Origin of the sequence: Streptomyces sp. NPDC005574 (assembly GCF_040605435.1) — a bacterium.
GTDB lineage: Bacteria > Actinomycetota > Actinomycetes > Streptomycetales > Streptomycetaceae > Streptomyces.
The window spans coordinates 238375-253766 of record NZ_JBEXCW010000001.1; the positions used below are offsets into that span (position 1 = coordinate 238375).

The 15392-nt window shown below is 71.6% G+C and carries 14 protein-coding genes and 1 tRNA gene; 4 read left to right on the forward strand and 11 right to left on the reverse strand.

Translation table 11 applies throughout. The features are described 5' to 3' along the window. Positions 1–100: 100 nt before the first annotated feature. From ABZT03_RS01150 to ABZT03_RS01170, 5 genes are all read right to left on the reverse strand, one after another. The gene (locus ABZT03_RS01150) at positions 101–1567 is read right to left on the reverse strand and encodes a penicillin-binding transpeptidase domain-containing protein (protein ID WP_356031726.1); all 1467 of its coding nucleotides are present in this window, start codon (positions 1565–1567) and stop codon (positions 101–103) included. Next, entirely contained in the window at positions 1564–3009 is a 1446-nt protein-coding gene (locus ABZT03_RS01155; protein WP_356031728.1) for an FtsW/RodA/SpoVE family cell cycle protein, read from the reverse strand. The genes ABZT03_RS01150 and ABZT03_RS01155 overlap by 4 nt, the downstream gene beginning before the upstream one ends. A 27-nt stretch (positions 3010–3036) precedes the next feature. Then, a complete protein-coding gene (locus tag ABZT03_RS01160) occupies positions 3037–4596 on the reverse strand; it encodes a Stp1/IreP family PP2C-type Ser/Thr phosphatase (RefSeq protein WP_356031961.1) in 1560 nt (519 codons plus the stop codon). Positions 4597–4694: 98 nt separating this feature from the next. Further along, a complete protein-coding gene (locus tag ABZT03_RS01165; RefSeq protein ID WP_356031730.1) occupies positions 4695–5216 on the reverse strand; it encodes an FHA domain-containing protein in 522 nt (173 codons plus the stop codon). Positions 5217–5226: 10 nt separating this feature from the next. Further along, positions 5227–6072: a DUF3662 and FHA domain-containing protein gene (locus ABZT03_RS01170; RefSeq protein ID WP_356031732.1), complete on the reverse strand. Its 846-nt coding sequence runs from the start codon at positions 6070–6072 to the stop codon at positions 5227–5229. Between the two features lie 494 nt (positions 6073–6566). On the opposite strand from ABZT03_RS01170, the gene ABZT03_RS01175 reads away from it, so the two are divergent. The 4 genes from ABZT03_RS01175 to ABZT03_RS01190 all read left to right on the forward strand — a co-directional run bounded on the left by ABZT03_RS01175 (position 6567) and on the right by ABZT03_RS01190 (position 9886). Further along, positions 6567–6650, forward strand: a tRNA-Leu gene (locus ABZT03_RS01175). Positions 6651–6983: 333 nt separating this feature from the next. Beyond that, a complete protein-coding gene (locus ABZT03_RS01180) occupies positions 6984–8420 on the forward strand; it encodes a DUF2252 domain-containing protein (protein ID WP_356031735.1) in 1437 nt (478 codons plus the stop codon). A 134-nt stretch (positions 8421–8554) separates the two neighbouring features. Continuing rightward, complete coding sequence (locus tag ABZT03_RS01185) at positions 8555–9466, forward strand: J domain-containing protein (protein ID WP_356031738.1); 912 nt, start codon at positions 8555–8557, stop codon at positions 9464–9466. 90 nt (positions 9467–9556) lie between these two features. After that, a complete protein-coding gene (locus ABZT03_RS01190) occupies positions 9557–9886 on the forward strand; it encodes a rhodanese-like domain-containing protein (protein ID WP_356031963.1) in 330 nt (109 codons plus the stop codon). A gap of 78 nt (positions 9887–9964) precedes the next feature. On the opposite strand, the gene ABZT03_RS01195 is transcribed toward ABZT03_RS01190, so the two are convergent. The 6 genes from ABZT03_RS01195 to paaA all read right to left on the reverse strand — a co-directional run bounded on the left by ABZT03_RS01195 (position 9965) and on the right by paaA (position 15027). Beyond that, entirely contained in the window at positions 9965–11173 is a 1209-nt protein-coding gene (locus tag ABZT03_RS01195) for an acyl-CoA dehydrogenase family protein (protein WP_356031742.1), read from the reverse strand. A 231-nt stretch (positions 11174–11404) separates the two neighbouring features. Further along, the gene (locus ABZT03_RS01200; RefSeq protein ID WP_356031744.1) at positions 11405–12469 is read right to left on the reverse strand and encodes a 2Fe-2S iron-sulfur cluster-binding protein; all 1065 of its coding nucleotides are present in this window, start codon (positions 12467–12469) and stop codon (positions 11405–11407) included. Further along, on the reverse strand, positions 12469–12999 hold the full coding sequence (gene paaD / locus ABZT03_RS01205; RefSeq protein ID WP_356031747.1) for a 1,2-phenylacetyl-CoA epoxidase subunit PaaD: 531 nt from the start codon (positions 12997–12999) through the stop codon (positions 12469–12471). The genes ABZT03_RS01200 and paaD overlap by 1 nt, the downstream gene beginning before the upstream one ends. Continuing rightward, the gene (gene paaC / locus ABZT03_RS01210) at positions 12993–13721 is read right to left on the reverse strand and encodes a 1,2-phenylacetyl-CoA epoxidase subunit PaaC (RefSeq protein ID WP_356031749.1); all 729 of its coding nucleotides are present in this window, start codon (positions 13719–13721) and stop codon (positions 12993–12995) included. The genes paaD and paaC overlap by 7 nt, the downstream gene beginning before the upstream one ends. Further along, positions 13718–14005 carry a 1,2-phenylacetyl-CoA epoxidase subunit PaaB gene (gene paaB / locus ABZT03_RS01215; protein ID WP_020130608.1) on the reverse strand — a complete coding sequence of 96 codons (288 nt, stop codon included), beginning with the start codon at positions 14003–14005 and terminating at the stop codon, positions 13718–13720. The genes paaC and paaB overlap by 4 nt, the downstream gene beginning before the upstream one ends. Then, positions 14002–15027: a 1,2-phenylacetyl-CoA epoxidase subunit PaaA gene (paaA, locus tag ABZT03_RS01220; RefSeq protein WP_356031753.1), complete on the reverse strand. Its 1026-nt coding sequence runs from the start codon at positions 15025–15027 to the stop codon at positions 14002–14004. The genes paaB and paaA overlap by 4 nt, the downstream gene beginning before the upstream one ends. Positions 15028–15392 lie beyond the last annotated feature (365 nt).

Consider the following 15392-nt stretch of genomic DNA (forward strand, 5'->3'; position numbering starts at 1 on the left):
ATACCGTACCCGGATCCCTCTGTGTGACCTGGCCAAGCCCGTCACCCGATACAGGACCGGTATCGCAACGTGCACCGATGTGAGGGGGACGTGATCGGGGTCACTGCTTGCTGTTGATGACCGCCTCCATCACGCTCTTCGCGATGGGGGCCGCGAGACCGCCGCCGGAGATGTCGTCACGGTTGGCGTTGTCGTCCTCGACGACCACCGCCACGGCGACCGGTGAGCTGTTGTCGCTGAGCTTGGCGTAGGACAGGAACCATGCGTACGGGTTCTTGCTGTTCGCGACACCGTGCTGGGCGGTACCGGTCTTGCCGCCCACGGTGACGCCGTCGATCTGCGCGGCGGTACCGGTGCCCTCCTTGACGACCGTCTCCATCATCGACTGCAGGATCTGGGCGTTCTTGGAGGACAGGGGGCGGCCGAGTTCCTGGGGGTCGGTCTGTTCCAGGGTGTCGAGGTTGGGCGCCTGGAGCTTGTCGACCATGTAGGGCTTCATCAGCTTGCCGTCGTTGGCGACCGCGGAGGCGACCATGGCCATCTGCAGCGGGGTGGCGGCGGTGTTGTACTGGCCGATCGAGGACAGCGCGGTCTGCGACTGGTTCATGTCCTCGGAGAAGACCGACGCGTTGGAGCGGACCGGCGTGAACTGCTCGGAGTCGAAGCCGAACTTCTTGGCCTCCGCGAGCATCTTGTCGTTGCCGAGGTCCGCGCCGACCTTGCCGAAGACGCTGTTGCAGGAGTAGCGCAGGGCGATCCGCAGCGTCGCGTTCTTGCAGGGGATGTTGCCCTCGTTCTTCAGCGGGGTCGTGGTGCCGGGCATGATCCACGGCAGCGGCGAGTCCGTCTTCTGGTCGGCGGAGGAGTAGAGGCCGTTCTCCAGGGCCGCGGCGGCGGTCACCACCTTGAAGGTGGAACCGGGCGGGTAGGTCTCGCGCAGCGCCCGGTTCAGCATCGGGTCGTCGGGGTTGTTCTTCTTGAGGAGCTTGTTCCAGGCCTCCCCGTCGTTGGACCCGGCGATCGTGGACGGGTCGTACGACGGGTAGGAGGCGAGGGCCAGGATCGCGCCGGTGGACGGGTCGATGGCGGCGACGGCGCCCTTGCCGCGCTTGGAGAGGCCCTCGTAGGCGGCCTTCTGGGCGGCGGCGTTGAGGGTGGTGACGACGTTGCCGCCCTCCTTCGGCTTGCCCGTGATCATGTCGAGGGTGTTGCGGAAGAACAGCCGGTCGTCGGTGCCGGTGAGGATGCCGTCCTCGATGTTCTCGATCTGGTTGGTGCCGTACGCCTGCGAGGCGAACCCGGTGACGGGCGCCCACATGGCGCCGTCCTTGTAGGTGCGCTTGTACTCGAAGTCGCCGCTGGAGGTCTTCTTGGAGTCGGTGATGGACTTGCCGTCGACGATGATGTCGCCGCGCGGGGTGGCGTACTGCTCGATCGCCACCCGGCGGTTGTTGGTGTCCGTGCGCAGTTCGTCGGCCTTGACGTACTGGAGCCAGTTGTCGCGCAGCAGCAGTGTGAGGACGAGCAGAGCGCAGAAGATCGCGATCCGGCGCAGGGGCTTGTTCATGACGGGCGGACCACCTGGGTCATCTCGGCGTCGGGGCTGGGGGCGGGGGTCGGCGCCGGGCGGCGCGCGGTGTCGCTGATGCGCAGCAGGATGCCGATGAGGGCCCAGTTGGCGATGACGGCGGAGCCACCGGAGGCCAGGAACGGCATCGTCATACCGGTCAGCGGGATCAGGCCCATGACGCCGCCAGCGACGACGAACACCTGGAGGGCGAAGGCGCCGGACAGGCCGATGGCGAGGAGCTTGCCGAAGGGGTCGCGGGCGGCGAGGGCCGTGCGCACGCCGCGCTCCACGATGAGGGCGTAGAGCATCAGGATCGCCATGACGCCGGCGAGGCCGAGTTCCTCGCCGAAGGTGGCGAGGATGAAGTCGGAGTTGGCGGCGAAGCGGATGAGCTCGGAGTGGCCCTGGCCCAGTCCGGTGCCGAGGGTGCCGCCGGAGCCGAAGGCCCACAGGGCCTGCATGGCCTGCTCGGAGTGGATTCCGGTGGCGCCCGGGGTGCGGCTGAGCGTGTACTCCTTCATCGGGTCGAGCCAGGCCTGGACGCGCTGCTGGACGTGCGACTCGAAGCTGGCCACGCCGACGGCGCCGGCCGAGGACATCAGCAGACCGAAGACGATCCAGCTGGTCCGCTCGGTGGCGACGTACAGCATGATGACGAACATTCCGAAGAACAGCAGCGACGTACCGAGGTCCGTCTCGAAGACCAGGATCAGGATCGAGACGAACCACACGACCAGGATGGGTCCGAGGTCGCGGCCGCGCGGCAGGTAGAGACCCATGAAGCGGCGGCTGGCGAGCGCGAGGGCGTCCCGCTTCACCATCAGGTAGCCGGCGAAGAAGATCGCCAGGACGATCTTCGCGAACTCGCCGGGCTGGATGGAGAAGCCGGCGACCGAGATCCAGATCTTGGCGCCGTAGAGGTTCTTGCCGAGGCCCGGCACCAGCGGCAGCAGGAGCAGGACGAGCGCGCCGACCATCGAGATGTAGGTGTAGCGCTGCAGGGCGCGGTGGTCCTTGAGGAAGATCAGCACCACGGCGAAGAGGGCGATGCCCAGGGCCGTGTACAGCAGCTGCCGTGAGGCGGCGTGACCTGCCTGGCCGATCGACTGGAGCAGTTTGGACTGGTCCAGGCGCCAGATGATGACGAGACCGAGTCCGTTCAGCAGGGTCGCCAGCGGCAGCAGCAGCGGGTCCGCGTACGGCGCGAACTTCCGTACGACGAGATGGCCGATGCCGGCCAGCAGACCGAGGCCCAGGCCGTAGCTGAGCAGGCCGGCGGGGACCTTGTCGTCGATGGCCAGTCCCACGTTGGCGTACGCGAAGACCGGGATGACCACCGCGAACACCAGGAGCGCGAGCTCGGTGTTGCGCCGGCTCGGGGTGCCGATCGAGCCGATGGTGGACGTGTGGTGCGTCGGTGTGTTGGTAGTACTGCTCATCGTGTGACAGGGCCTCTCACGGCTTGGCTACTGCTTGTCGCACAGCGAGACGACCTTCTGCTCCTGGTCGGAGAGGCTGGGGCCGGGGCTGGGGGTGGGCGCGGTCGGGGTCGGGGACGGTGAGGCCGTTCCCGACGCGTGCGGGCTCGGCGACGCCTTGGACGTGAGGGAGGTGCTGGTGGTTCCCGTGGTGCCACCGGTCTTGCCCGTGGTGGTCTTCGAACTGTTCGCGGCGGCGGCCCGCTCGGCCTGCTTCTGGCAGGCGGAGGCCTGCACGGCGAGCTCGGAGATCTTCGACCGGGCGTCCGGCAGACCGCCCTCCGCGATCGTCGCCTTGACCTGCTTCTGCTGGTAGGGCGGCAGGTACTTGAGTTCGATCTCGGGGTGATCCTTCTCCACCTTGGACAACGAGACCCAGGCGAGGTCCTGGCTGATGCCCCGGTACAGCGCGACGTGCTCACCGTTGGCGCCGACGTAGTACTGCGTCTGCGTCCAGCGGTAGCCGCCGTAGAGGCCGCCGCCGACCACGGCGAGGGCGAGGACGGTGTAGAAGGATCTCTTCAGCCACCTGCGGCCCTTGCGGGGCTTGACGAAGTCCTCGTCGGTGTAGTCGTCGAAGCCGCCGGTCTGGATGTAGCCGGTGGTGTCGCCGGAGCCGGGCGGGCCGAAGCCGCCCGCGCCGCCCTGTCCGGGCACCTGGCGGCCGAGGCCGGAGGCGCGGCCGGCGGGCGTCTGCATGATGCCGTTGTCGTGGCCGGGGTGCTGCTGGTTCTCGGCGACGGCGCCGACGACGACCGGGGTGTCGGACAGCTGCCCGGCGAGGGTGTCCCCGGTGTCGAGGTCGAGGACGTCGGCGACGATCACCGTGATGTTGTCGGGGCCGCCGCCGCGCAGGGCGAGCTGGATCAGCTCCTGCACGGTCTCCTGGGGGCCCTGGTAGCTGGCGAGGGTGTCCTCGAGGGTCTGGTGGGACACGACGCCCGACAGGCCGTCGGAGCAGATCAGGTAGCGGTCGCCGGCGCGGACCTCGCGGATGGAGAGGTCGGGCTCGACGTGCTCGCCGCTGCCCAGCGCGCGCATCAGCAGGGAGCGCTGCGGGTGGGTGGTGGCTTCCTCTTCGGTGATGCGGCCCTCGTCGACGAGGCGCTGCACCCAGGTGTGGTCCTGGGTGATCTGGGTGAGGACGCCGTCGCGCAGCAGGTACGCGCGCGAGTCGCCGACGTGCACCAGGCCCAGTCGCTGGCCGGTCCACAGCAGCGCGGTGAGCGTGGTGCCCATGCCTTCGAGCTGGGGGTCGTCCTCGACCATCGAGCGCAACTGGTCGTTGGCGCGCTGGACGGCGGTGCCGAGGGAGGTGAGGAGGTCGGAGCCGGGCACGTCGTCGTCGAGGGCGACGATCGTCGAGATGGCCTCGGAGGAGGCGACCTCGCCGGCCGCGGCGCCGCCCATTCCGTCGGCGATGGCGAGCAGACGCGGACCGGCGTATCCGGAGTCCTCGTTGCCCTCCCGGATCATGCCCTTGTGCGATCCGGCGGCGAAGCGCAGTGACAGACTCATGCGCACCTCGCCCGTCGGCTCCGGGTACATCCGCACGGTGCCCACCCTCCGGTCGGGAGCGCGCCGGGACCCGGGGTGCCGGCCTCCGCGGCGTGCTCGCTCCGCTCGCACTCATTCATGACGTAGTACTACTTCCGCAGCTCGATGACGGTCTTGCCGATGCGGATCGGCGCGCCCGGCGCGATCGGCGTGGGGGTCGTCAGCCGCGTTCGGTCGAGGTACGTGCCGTTGGTGGAGCCCAGGTCCTCGACGATCCACTGACCGTCGCGGTCCGGGTAGATCCTGGCATGGCGGCTGGAGGCGTAGTCGTCGTCCAGCACGATGGTGCTGTCGTGCGCCCGGCCCAGCGTGATGGTCTGGCCCTGCAGCGCGACGGTGGTGCCGGTGAGGGTGCCCTCCGTCACGACCAGCTTGGTGGGCGCGTTACGGCGCTGGCGGCCGCCCGAGGCCTGCTGGCGCTGGGGCGGCGGTGCCGCCGCCTGTTGCCGGGCGGCCTGCTGCTGCGGCCGGCCGGATTCCCGTCGCGACCCGCGCTGAGTGACGCGCGTTCCGAACAGGTCGCTGCGGATGACCTGCACGGCCACGATCACGAACAGCCACAGAACGGCCAGGAAACCCAGCCGCATGACCGTGAGGGTCAGCTCTGACATTGCCCCCGCTTCACCCTTCGGCTTGCCGGTAAATGATGGTGGTACTGCCCACGACGATCCGCGAGCCGTCGCGGAGCGTAGCGCGAGTGGTGTGCTGCCCGTCCACCACGATGCCGTTGGTGGACCCGAGATCCTGGATCGTCGAGGGCGTTCCGGTCCGGATCTCACAGTGCCGGCGCGAGACGCCGGGGTCGTCGATCCGCACGTCGGCTTCGGTGCTGCGGCCCAGCACCAGCGTTGCGCGGGAGATCTGATGGCGGGTGCCGTTGATCTCGATCCAGTGGCGGGTGCGGGTGCCTGCCGGGGCCGCGGCCGCGGGCCGCTGGCCGTGGGGCGCGGCGCCGGGACGGCCGCCGGGCGGCGGCGCGGCGGGCATGGGCGGGGCGCCGGCGGGCGCGGCGGCCGGCGGGTAGCCGTAGCCCCCGGGCCGGCCGGGGGCCGGGTTCGCCGGGGCGGGTCCGGGGGCCGCCTGCTGGTTGCTGGAGGACGCGAGGGTGCGGCTGCGGACCCGGTACAGACCGGTGTCGAGGTCGTCGGCCTTCTCCAGATGGACCTTGATGGGGCCCATGAAGGTGTAGCGCTGCTGCTTCGCGTAGTCGCGCACCATGCCGGCGAGCTCGTCGCCGAGCTGCCCGGAGTAGGGGCTGAGCCGCTCGAAGTCCGGCGTGCTCAGCTCCACGATGAAGTCGTTGGGTACGACGGTCCGGTCGCGGTTCCAGATGGTCGCGTTGTTGTCGCACTCGCGCTGGAGCGCTCCCGCGATCTCCACGGGCTGCACCTCGGACTTGAACACCTTGGCGAAGGTGCCGTTGACCAGACCTTCGAGACGCTGCTCGAATTTCTTCAGGACTCCCATGGGGCACCTCCTCCGTAGTCGCCGACGTCCTGTCGCCCGCCGATCGGGCTCTGTCCTGCCTTGTACTGCCGATACTGCTTACTGATCGTATCCACGCGCCGGTAAATCGGCTGGTTCCCCCTGTCGGCCCGGTCGACGGGTGTCGACGCCTGACGACGTTCCCGCCGGAGCTCGTCTTCGAACTCCTTCGGGCCCCGGTCCTGCCAAGGATCGTAGAGGCGGCCGCAGACCAGTGTCCCGCACCTGACTGTGGACCCCGCCCTGCTCCAGGGGAGACGAGCGGTACCGGTACGAGGTTGATACGTGAACCGGCCGACGTTGATACGTGCCCGGAGGCCCGGCGGGTCGCCGGGTCGGGGGCGGTCGGTGACGAAGGTGCTGGTGGGCGGCTGCCCCGCCGTAAGCGATGTGAACCCACCCCTGCCAGCGTGCTAATGTTCTGGCTGTCGGAAGGCGCCGCCCGCAAGGGGTCGGAGCCGGAAAACACACCCAATGCGCGGGTGGCGGAATAGGCAGACGCGCTGGATTCAGGTTCCAGTGCCCGAAAGGGCGTGGGGGTTCAACTCCCCCCTCGCGCACAGTTGAAAGCCCCGCAGGTCTTCGGATCTGCGGGGCTTTCGCGTTGCCGCGCGGCGGCGCGGTCGTGACCTGCTGAGTCGGGTGTCCGGGCGCTGCGTCGGCCGGCCGCCGGGGGCCCTGGGGCAGCCGACCGCGGGGGCCGGCCCTGGGTCGCGCGGGGTCCCGCGGGCGGATGTCCGCGGCATCGCCGGGCGGGTGACCGGGATTACCTGGTGAGGACAATCACACGAGCCGTCGCGGAGTTGTCCACAGGGTCTGACGCGTTTCGGCCACCGGCTGTACGGTTCGCACGAGTTGATGTTCGTGCGGGCGGTGTGGGGGAGGCGGTCGGCGTGAGCCAGGTCGGTGCGGAAGAAGCGGCGCGGGAGTCGGCCGAGTCGGCGCCCCGGCGGCTGCCCCGGGTGCGGGGCTTCGCCGAGTGGCCCGCCGGCGGGTCACCCAAGAGCGAGGGCAAGGCCCTTCGCGAACAGATCCCCCGCAGTGCGCACGCCACGTTCGAAGCCGACCCCTCCCGGCCCGACGCGCTGAGCGCGGTCGAGGAGTCCGGACACGGCCGGCTGCCCGAACTCACCCCCATCCGGGTCGGACGGATGGCGGCCACACCCTTCGCCTTCCTGCGCGGTTCGGCGGGCCTGATGGCCCACGACCTCGCACGCACCCCCGTCACCAGGATCCGCGCCCAGATCTGCGGCGACGCCCACGCGGCGAACTTCGGCCTCTACGGCGACGCCCGCGGCGGCCTGGTCATCGACCTGAACGACTTCGACGAGACGGTCCACGGTCCCTGGGAGTGGGACCTCAAGCGGCTCGCCGCCTCCCTCGTGCTCGCCGGGCGGGCCGCCGGCGCCGACGAGGACACCTGCCGCAAGGCGGCCCACGACGCGGCGGGCGCCTACCGCCGCACCATGCGCCTGCTCGCCAAACTCCCCGTCCTCGACGCGTGGAACGCCATCGCGGACGAGGAACTCGTCTCCCACACCGACGCCCACGACCTGCTCGGCACCCTGGAACGCGTCTCCGAGAAGGCCCGCGCCAACACCAGCGGACGCTTCGCGGCGAAGTCGACGGAACCGTCCGAGGACGGCGGGCGCCGCTTCGTCGACGCCCAGCCGGTTCTGCGGCGCGTTCCCGACGCGGAGGCCGCGGCCGTCGCCTCGTCCCTCGCCGAGTACCTGACCACGCTGTCCGAGGACCGCCTGCCCCTGCTGGCCCGGCACGCCGTGCACGACGTCGCCTTCCGCGTGGTCGGCACCGGAAGCGTCGGCACCCGGTCCTACGTCGTGCTGCTCCTGGACCACCGGGACGAGCCCCTTGTCCTCCAGGTGAAGGAGGCCCGCCCCTCCGCGCTGCTGCCGCACCTGGCGAGCGCCGGGTTCGACACGCCCGAGGTCGCGCACGAGGGCCGCCGTGTCGTCCTCGGCCAGAAGCGCATGCAGGTCGTCAGCGACATCCTGCTGGGCTGGACGACGGTCGGCGAACGCCCCTTCCAGGTACGGCAGTTCCGCAACCGCAAGGGCAGCGTCGACCCCGCGGCCCTCGCCGCCGACCAACTGGACGACTACGGCCGCATGACCGGCGCCCTGCTGGCCCGCGCCCACTCCCACAGCGCCGACCCCCGCCGCGTCGCGGGCTACTGCGGCAAGAGCGAGGAACTCGACGAGGCGATCGCCGCCTTCGCCGTCTCCTACGCCGACCGCACCGAGGCCGACCACGCGGAACTCGTGACCGCGGTGCGCGCGGGACGGATCGCCGCGGAACTGGGCGTCTGAGGGGCCGGACCGCGGGAAGCCGCGACGGGGACGCGAAGGGGCAGGCGGCCGACGTGGGCAGGGCTGGTGCGTGAGCCGTCCGCCCGTGGGGGAAGCGACGGTCGGCCGGGCCGGGCGTGGCCTACGCTGGTCGGGTGACGAGCCCGGAGACTGAGCAGGACGGTGCCGCCGGCGAAACCCCGGTGGCACCGCAGGATGGCGCCCCCCGCCCCGAGGAGCGGCTGGAGCGCGCCGTGCGGGCCGCCGAGCAGGCGCTGATCGAGTACGAGATCGCGGTGGAGACCTTCCGCATCGAGGTCGAGAACTTCTCGCGCCTGCACCACCAGCGGCTCGGCCCGATGTACTCCCGCCTCGACGAGCTGGACGCGCAGATCGCCGAGGCGCGGGCCGCCCGCACCGGTGACCCCGAGGACCTGCGCAAGGCGGACGAGGCGCGCGCCCGCGTCATGCCCATGCCCGGCGTCGAGGAACTGTTCAACGGCTGGATGGACGGGGACGGTCTGTTCCCGGAGGCGGCCGCGATGCTCACGGACCAGCCGGTCCGGCCCCCGCAGCGGGTGCGTCCCAGCGACGAGGCCCGCAAGCTCTACCGCGAGCTGGCCCGCAAGGCCCACCCCGACCTGGCGCAGGACGAGTCCGAGCAGGCCCGGCGCGAGGAGTTCATCACCCGCGTCAACGCCGCCTACGCCCGCGGCGACGTGGCGCTGCTGAAGGAACTGGCCGAGGAGTGGGCGGCGGGCCCGGTGCCCAAGGAGCCGCCCCCGACCCCCGCCGAGGAGCTCTACGCCCGCCTGGAGTGGCTCGCCCAGCGCAAGGAACTCCTCGCCCATGTCGCGCGGGAGCTGGAGGAGAGCGCGATCGGCGGGATGCTGCGCCTGGCACCGGACGACCCCGACCGGCTGCTGGAGGAGATCGCCGAGCAGCTCCTCGCCCAGGTCTCCGAACGTGAGGTGGAACTCGCCTCGATGCGCGCCGGGGAAGAGGACCAACAGCACGGGCAGCAGGGGGAGCAGGGGCAGGACGAGCCGGGCGAGCAGGGCGAGTAGTGCGGGCGGGGGCCGCCGTCGTCCTTCGGGTGGCCGGGCCGGGGCGCGGGCGGGTCCGGTAGCGTCGGGGTCATGCATTTCGGAGCTGGTGTGCCCACGGTCGAGGTCCCGGACCTCAAGGACGGCGACTTCCTGCTGGACGTCCGCGAGGACGACGAGTGGCGGGCCGGTCACGCCGAAGGGGCGCTGCACATTCCCATCAGTGAGTTCGTCGCCCGGTACGGCGAGCTGACCGAGGCCGCCCCGCAGGACGGCACGATCAACGTGATCTGCCGCTCCGGCGGCCGCTCGGCCCAGGTCACGACGTACCTCGTCCAGCAGGGCCTGGACGCCGTGAACGTCGACGGCGGCATGCAGGTGTGGGCGGCCGCCGGGCGCCCCGTGGTCACCGACGAGGGACAGCCGGGGTTCGTTCTCTAGGACGTCCGGGGCCGCCGGGGATCTCGGGATTTCCCGGGCCGGCATGGAGCGGCCCTGTGGGCCCTCGCGGTCGGCCGGTCAGGCCGGTGCGTGGGCCGCCAGCAGGTCGCCCAGGGCCTCCTCGTGCGCGGACGCCGGACCGAGCGACAGCTCCAGGTGCTTGGCCCAGGCGTGGTACCGGTGCAGCGAGTAGTCCACGTCGGCGCCGAAGCCACCGTGCAGGTGCTGGGCGGTCTGCACGATCCGCCGTACCCCCTCCGACGCCCAGATCTTGGCGACCGCCACATCCCCCGAGGCGGGCAGCGCCCCCTGCGCGCCCGAACCGATGCGCCACGCGGCCTGCCACAGCGTGGCCTCCATCGCGCGCAGGTCGATGTACCGGTCGGCGGCCTGGACGGCGACCGCCTGGAAAGTGGCCACCGGATGCCCGAACTGTTCGCGCTTGCCGGTGTAGTCGCCGGTCATCCGCAGCACCTGCCGGCCGAGGCCGAGCGCCAGCGCACAGGTGCCGGTGGTCAGCAGGTCGCGCAGCCACTCCCAGGCGCCCTCGGCGTCGATGACGTCCCGCGCCGCGATCCGCGCCGACTCCAGGCGCAGTTCACCGAGGCGTTCACCGGTGGTGGAGATCTGCTCGGCGAGCGCGACCCCCTCGTGGACGCGGGGCACCAGGGCGAGCACCGTGCGGTCGTCGGCCGTGTGGGCGGGCACGAGAACGAAGTCGGCGTCGTACGCCCACGGCACCGCCGTCTGCACCCCGTCGAGGATCCATCCGGCGCCCTCTCCGCCTTGCGCGGAGCCGCCTTCCCGCTGTCCGTGCCCCTGCCCGGTGGTGATGGTGTCCCGCGTGTCGCCGTCCCGCCGGGCGGTCACGGCGCGTTCGGCCGGGTCATGGCCGGTCCGGCCACTCGCTGCGACGGTCACCACGACCTCTCCGCGGCCCACCCGCGCCAGCAGAGCGGACTTCAACTCCCCTCGCCCGTACGCCTGGACGGTCGCCGCGGCGGCGCTGCTCTCCAGGAGCGGCATCCGCGCCAGCACCTTCGCCGACTCGCTCAGCACCAGGCACAGCGCGACGGCGTCCAGCCCCGCCCCGCCGTACTCGGCGTCCAGCAGCAGGCTCAGCAGGTCCGCCTCGGCGACCCTTGCCCACAGGGCGCGGTCGAAGTCGTCGGCGACGGCGCCCGCGGTGAGGGCGGGGCTGGGGACCCCGTCCGGTGCGACCCCGGCGAACACCCCCCGGGCCGCCTCGGCCGCCGCCTGCTGCTCCTCGCTGAAGGTGAAGTCCACGGTCCCTGCCCTCCCACGCGCACACCGGCCGCCGGCCGGCCGGCGCGACCTGGTCCGGCCCACTGGTCTGACGGTGCGTCAAGATAGAACAGGTTCTACAAGAAGGGAACGGGCCGGAGCGCACGCGTGGCGCTCGCGGGCGGCGGGGCAGGAGGCATCACGGCACCGGGGCGGCTGCGGCGGCCACGCCGGGGTGGGTCGTGGCGGCCGTGGTCGTCGTGAGGTTCGTCCTCAGCGGTCGAAGTCCAGTTCCACCTTCTCCGTCACCGGATGCGACTGGCACGCCAGCACGTACCCCGCCTCCGTCTCCTCCGTCTCCAGGGCGAAGTTGCGGTCCATGCGCACCTCGCCGGCGACCAGGAAGGCCCGGCAGGTACCGCACACCCCGCCCTTGCAGGCGTAGGGCGCGTCGGGCCGGTTGCGCAGCACCGTCTCCAGGAGGGATTCGCCGGCCTGGACGGGCCAGCTCCCGCCGCGTCCGTCGAGTCGCGCCGTCACCGTGCTGTGCGCGGGGGCCGGGCGGGCCGGTGCGGTGGTGGTGCCCGCGTCGACGTGGAAGATCTCCTCGTGGACGCGCGACCGCGCCACCCCCAGTCCGCGCAGCGCCTGTTCGGCGCCCTGGACGAGTCCGTAGGGCCCGCACAGGAACCATCCCGCCACCTGCTCGACGGGCAGCAGCGCCGGCAGCAGTCCGGTCAGCCGCTCGCGGTCCAGGCGGCCGGAGGGGAGCCCCGCCTGCTGTTCCTCGCGGGAGAGCACGGTCACCACCTGGAGCCGCTGCGGGTAGCGGTCCTTGAGGTCGGCGACCTCCTCCAGGAACATCGTCGAGGCGGACGTCCGGTCGGCGCGTATCAGACAGAACCGGGCCGCCGGCTCGCGCGCCAGCAGGGTCGAGACGATCGACAGCACCGGCGTGATGCCGCTGCCGCCCACCACCGCGGCGTACAGGCCGGGCGACGGCTCCAGGGTGAAGCGGCCGGCCGGGGTCATCACGTCCAGCTCGTCGCCGACGTTGGTCTCCTTGAAGGCGTACGCCGAGAAGGCGCCTCCCTCGACCAGGCGCACCCCGACGCGCAGGGTGCGCGGTCCCTCGCCGTCCGGGGCCGGAGCCTGGGAGCAGATCGAGTACGTGCGCCGGGTCTCGGTGCCGTCGGCGGTGCGCCGCAGGGTCAGATGCTGGCCGGGTGCGTGCCGGAACTCCTCGCGCAGGGCCGGCGGCACCGTGAGGGTGAGGGCGACGGAGTCGTCGGTGAGGCGGTCGACCGCGGCCACCGGGAGCGCGTGGAAGCGGGCCATCACAACTCCTTGAAGTGGTCGAACGGTTCACGGCAGGACAGGCACCGCCGCAGCGCCTTGCAGGCCGTGGAGGAGAAGCGGCTGAGCAGCTCGGTGTCGGCCGATCCGCAGTGCGGGCAGCGGACCGGCTCCGGCTCGGTGCCGGCGGCCGCCCGGGTCGTTCCCAGCTGGAGGACGACCGGCTCGGAGGCGAGGTGCCTGCGGGGCGGGGCGATGCCGAACTCGCGCAGTTTGCGCAGCCCTTCGGGCGAGATGTCGTCGGTCGACCAGGCGGGCGTGAGCACGGTGCGGACGGTGACCTCCCGCATCCCGTGGTCGTGCAGGACCCGCTCGATGTCCGTCGACATCGCCTCCACGGCCGGGCAGCCGGTGTACGTCGGGGTCAGTTCGACCTCGACCGAGTGCTCGCCCCGGACGTGCACCGCGCGCACCACGCCCAGCTCGTGCAGGGTGAGCACCGGGAGTTCGGGGTCGGGCACCGAGCCGGCGACCTCCAGGAGTTCCGCCTCCAGCGGGGTGAGCGTCACCATGACGCCCCCGGGTGGCTGCGGTGCAGGTGCTGCATCTCGGCGAGCATCCGGCCGAAGGACTCGGTGTGCAGGCCCTCGCGGCCGGCGCCCGCCGCCCACGCCCCGGACCGCGGCCCCTCGGGGACGGTCAGGGTGGCGCGCCGCAGCACATCCCCGACGGAGGCGAGCCAGGCGGACTCCAGCCGCTGTCCGTCGATGTCGAGACCGTCGACCGGCCGGAACAGTTCGCCGGTGAAGCGCCACAGTGCCGTGCAGGCCCGCTGCATCCGCTCGTGGCTGACCTCCGTGCCGTCGCCGAGCCGCAGGGTCCACTGCTCGGCGTGGTCGCGGTGGTAGGCGACCTCCTTGACGGCCTTCGCGGCGAGCGGGGCGAACGGGCCGTCCGACGCGGCCAGTTCGCCGTACAGGAGGTGCTGGTAGGTGGAGAAGTAGAGCTGGCGGGCGATGGTGTGGGCGAAGTCGCCGTTCGGCTGCTCGACGAGCTGGAGGTTGCGGAAGGCGCGTTCCTCACGCAGGTACGCCAGTTCGTCCTCGTCGCCGGCCATCGACAGCAGGAGCCGGGCCTGACCCAGCAGGTCCAGCGCGATGTTGGCGAGGGCGACCTCCTCCTCGAGGACGGGTGCGTGGCCCGCCCACTCTCCCAGGCGGTGCGACAGCACCAGTGCGTCGTCGCCGAGGGCGAGGGCGGCCGCGGTGGGGGTGGCGGGAACCGTGGTGGTCACAGGTGCTTCACCCCTTCCGGGATCTCGTAGAACGTGGGGTGCCGGTAGGGCTTGTCGGCGGAGGGCTCGAAGAACGGGTCCTTCTCGTCGGGGGAGGACGCCGTGACCGCCGACGACGGGACGACCCAGATCGACACGCCCTCGCCGCGCCGGGTGTATAGGTCACGGGCGTTGCGCAGGGCGAACTCCGCGTCCGGAGCGTGCAGGCTGCCGGCGTGGGTGTGGGAGAGGCCGCGGCGTGAGCGCACGAAGACCTCCCACAGGGGCCAGTCGGTGTTCGTCATGCTCGCGTCGCTCCTGTCTCGCCGGTGTGCTTGGCCGCGTAGGACGCGGCCGCCTCGCGCACCCAGGCGCCCTCTTCGTGGGCCTGCCTGCGCTGGTTGATCCGCTGGTCGTTGCACGGGCCGTTGCCCTTGAGGACCTCCCAGAACTCCGTCCAGTCGATCGGGCCGAAGTCTTGGTGCCCGCGCTCCTCGTTCCACTTCAGGTCCGGGTCCGGCAGGGCGAGGCCCAGGGACTCGGCCTGGGGGACGCAGATGTCGACGAAGCGCTGCCGCAGCTCGTCGTTGGAGTGCCGCTTGATCTTCCAGGCCATCGACTGCGCGGAGTGCCCGGACTCCTCGTCCGGCGGCCCGAACATCATCAGGGACGGCCACCACCAGCGGTCGACCGCGTCCTGCGCCATCGCGTGCTGTGCGGGGGTGCCGCGGCTGAGGGCCAGCAGCAGTTCGTAGCCCTGGCGCTGGTGGAAGGACTCCTCCTTGCAGACACGGACCATCGCGCGGGCGTAGGGACCGTAGGAGCAGCGGCACAGGGGGACCTGGTTGGTGATCGCGGCGCCGTCCACCAGCCAGCCGATCGCGCCGACGTCCGCCCAGGTCAGCGTGGGGTAGTTGAAGATCGAGGAGTACTTCTGGCGGCCGGTGTGGAGCTTGTCGAGGAGTTCGTCGCGGCCGGTGCCGAGGGTCTCGGCCGCGCTGTACAGGTACAGGCCGTGGCCGGCCTCGTCCTGGACCTTGGCCATCAGGATCGCCTTGCGGCGCAGTGAGGGCGCGCGGGTGATCCAGTTGGCCTCCGGCTGCATGCCGATGATCTCGGAGTGGGCGTGCTGTGCCATCTGGCGAACCAGCGTCGCCCGGTAGGCGTCGGGCATCCAGTCGCGCGGCTCGATGCGCTCGTCGGCGGCCACGGCGGCGTCGAAGGCGCGTGCGTACGCGTCGGTGCCGGGCGCGCCGCCCTCCGGGCCGTACGCCTGTGGGTCGTCCGCCGGTGTGCGGGCCGTCTGGTGCGCGGCTGCTGTCGCCATGAGGTCCCCTCGACCTGGTCTCTGCCGGAACATGCTCCCGACCGATCGTTCGGTTCGTGCGATTCCATGGTGTGACGGGCGCCGTAAGGTGTCAACCGTTGTGGATAACCTGCGGGCGGCCCTGTGGACAACCCGGGCGGCGGTGGCGGGTGGCGACGGTCACGGTGAGGCAGCCGCGGTGGGGGCTGTGCCCGGCGGGCGGGCCTGAGTACCGTTCCGTGCGAGCACCGTGGGTGCGGTGTGGGCGGTGGTGCGGCGCGGCAGGGCGGCCGGGCGGACCGGAATCGGGGAACGGGGCGGAATGGACGCGTACGACGGAGGCTCGAACGCCCCTCGCGTGCCGGGGGCACCGGCTGATCCGCCGG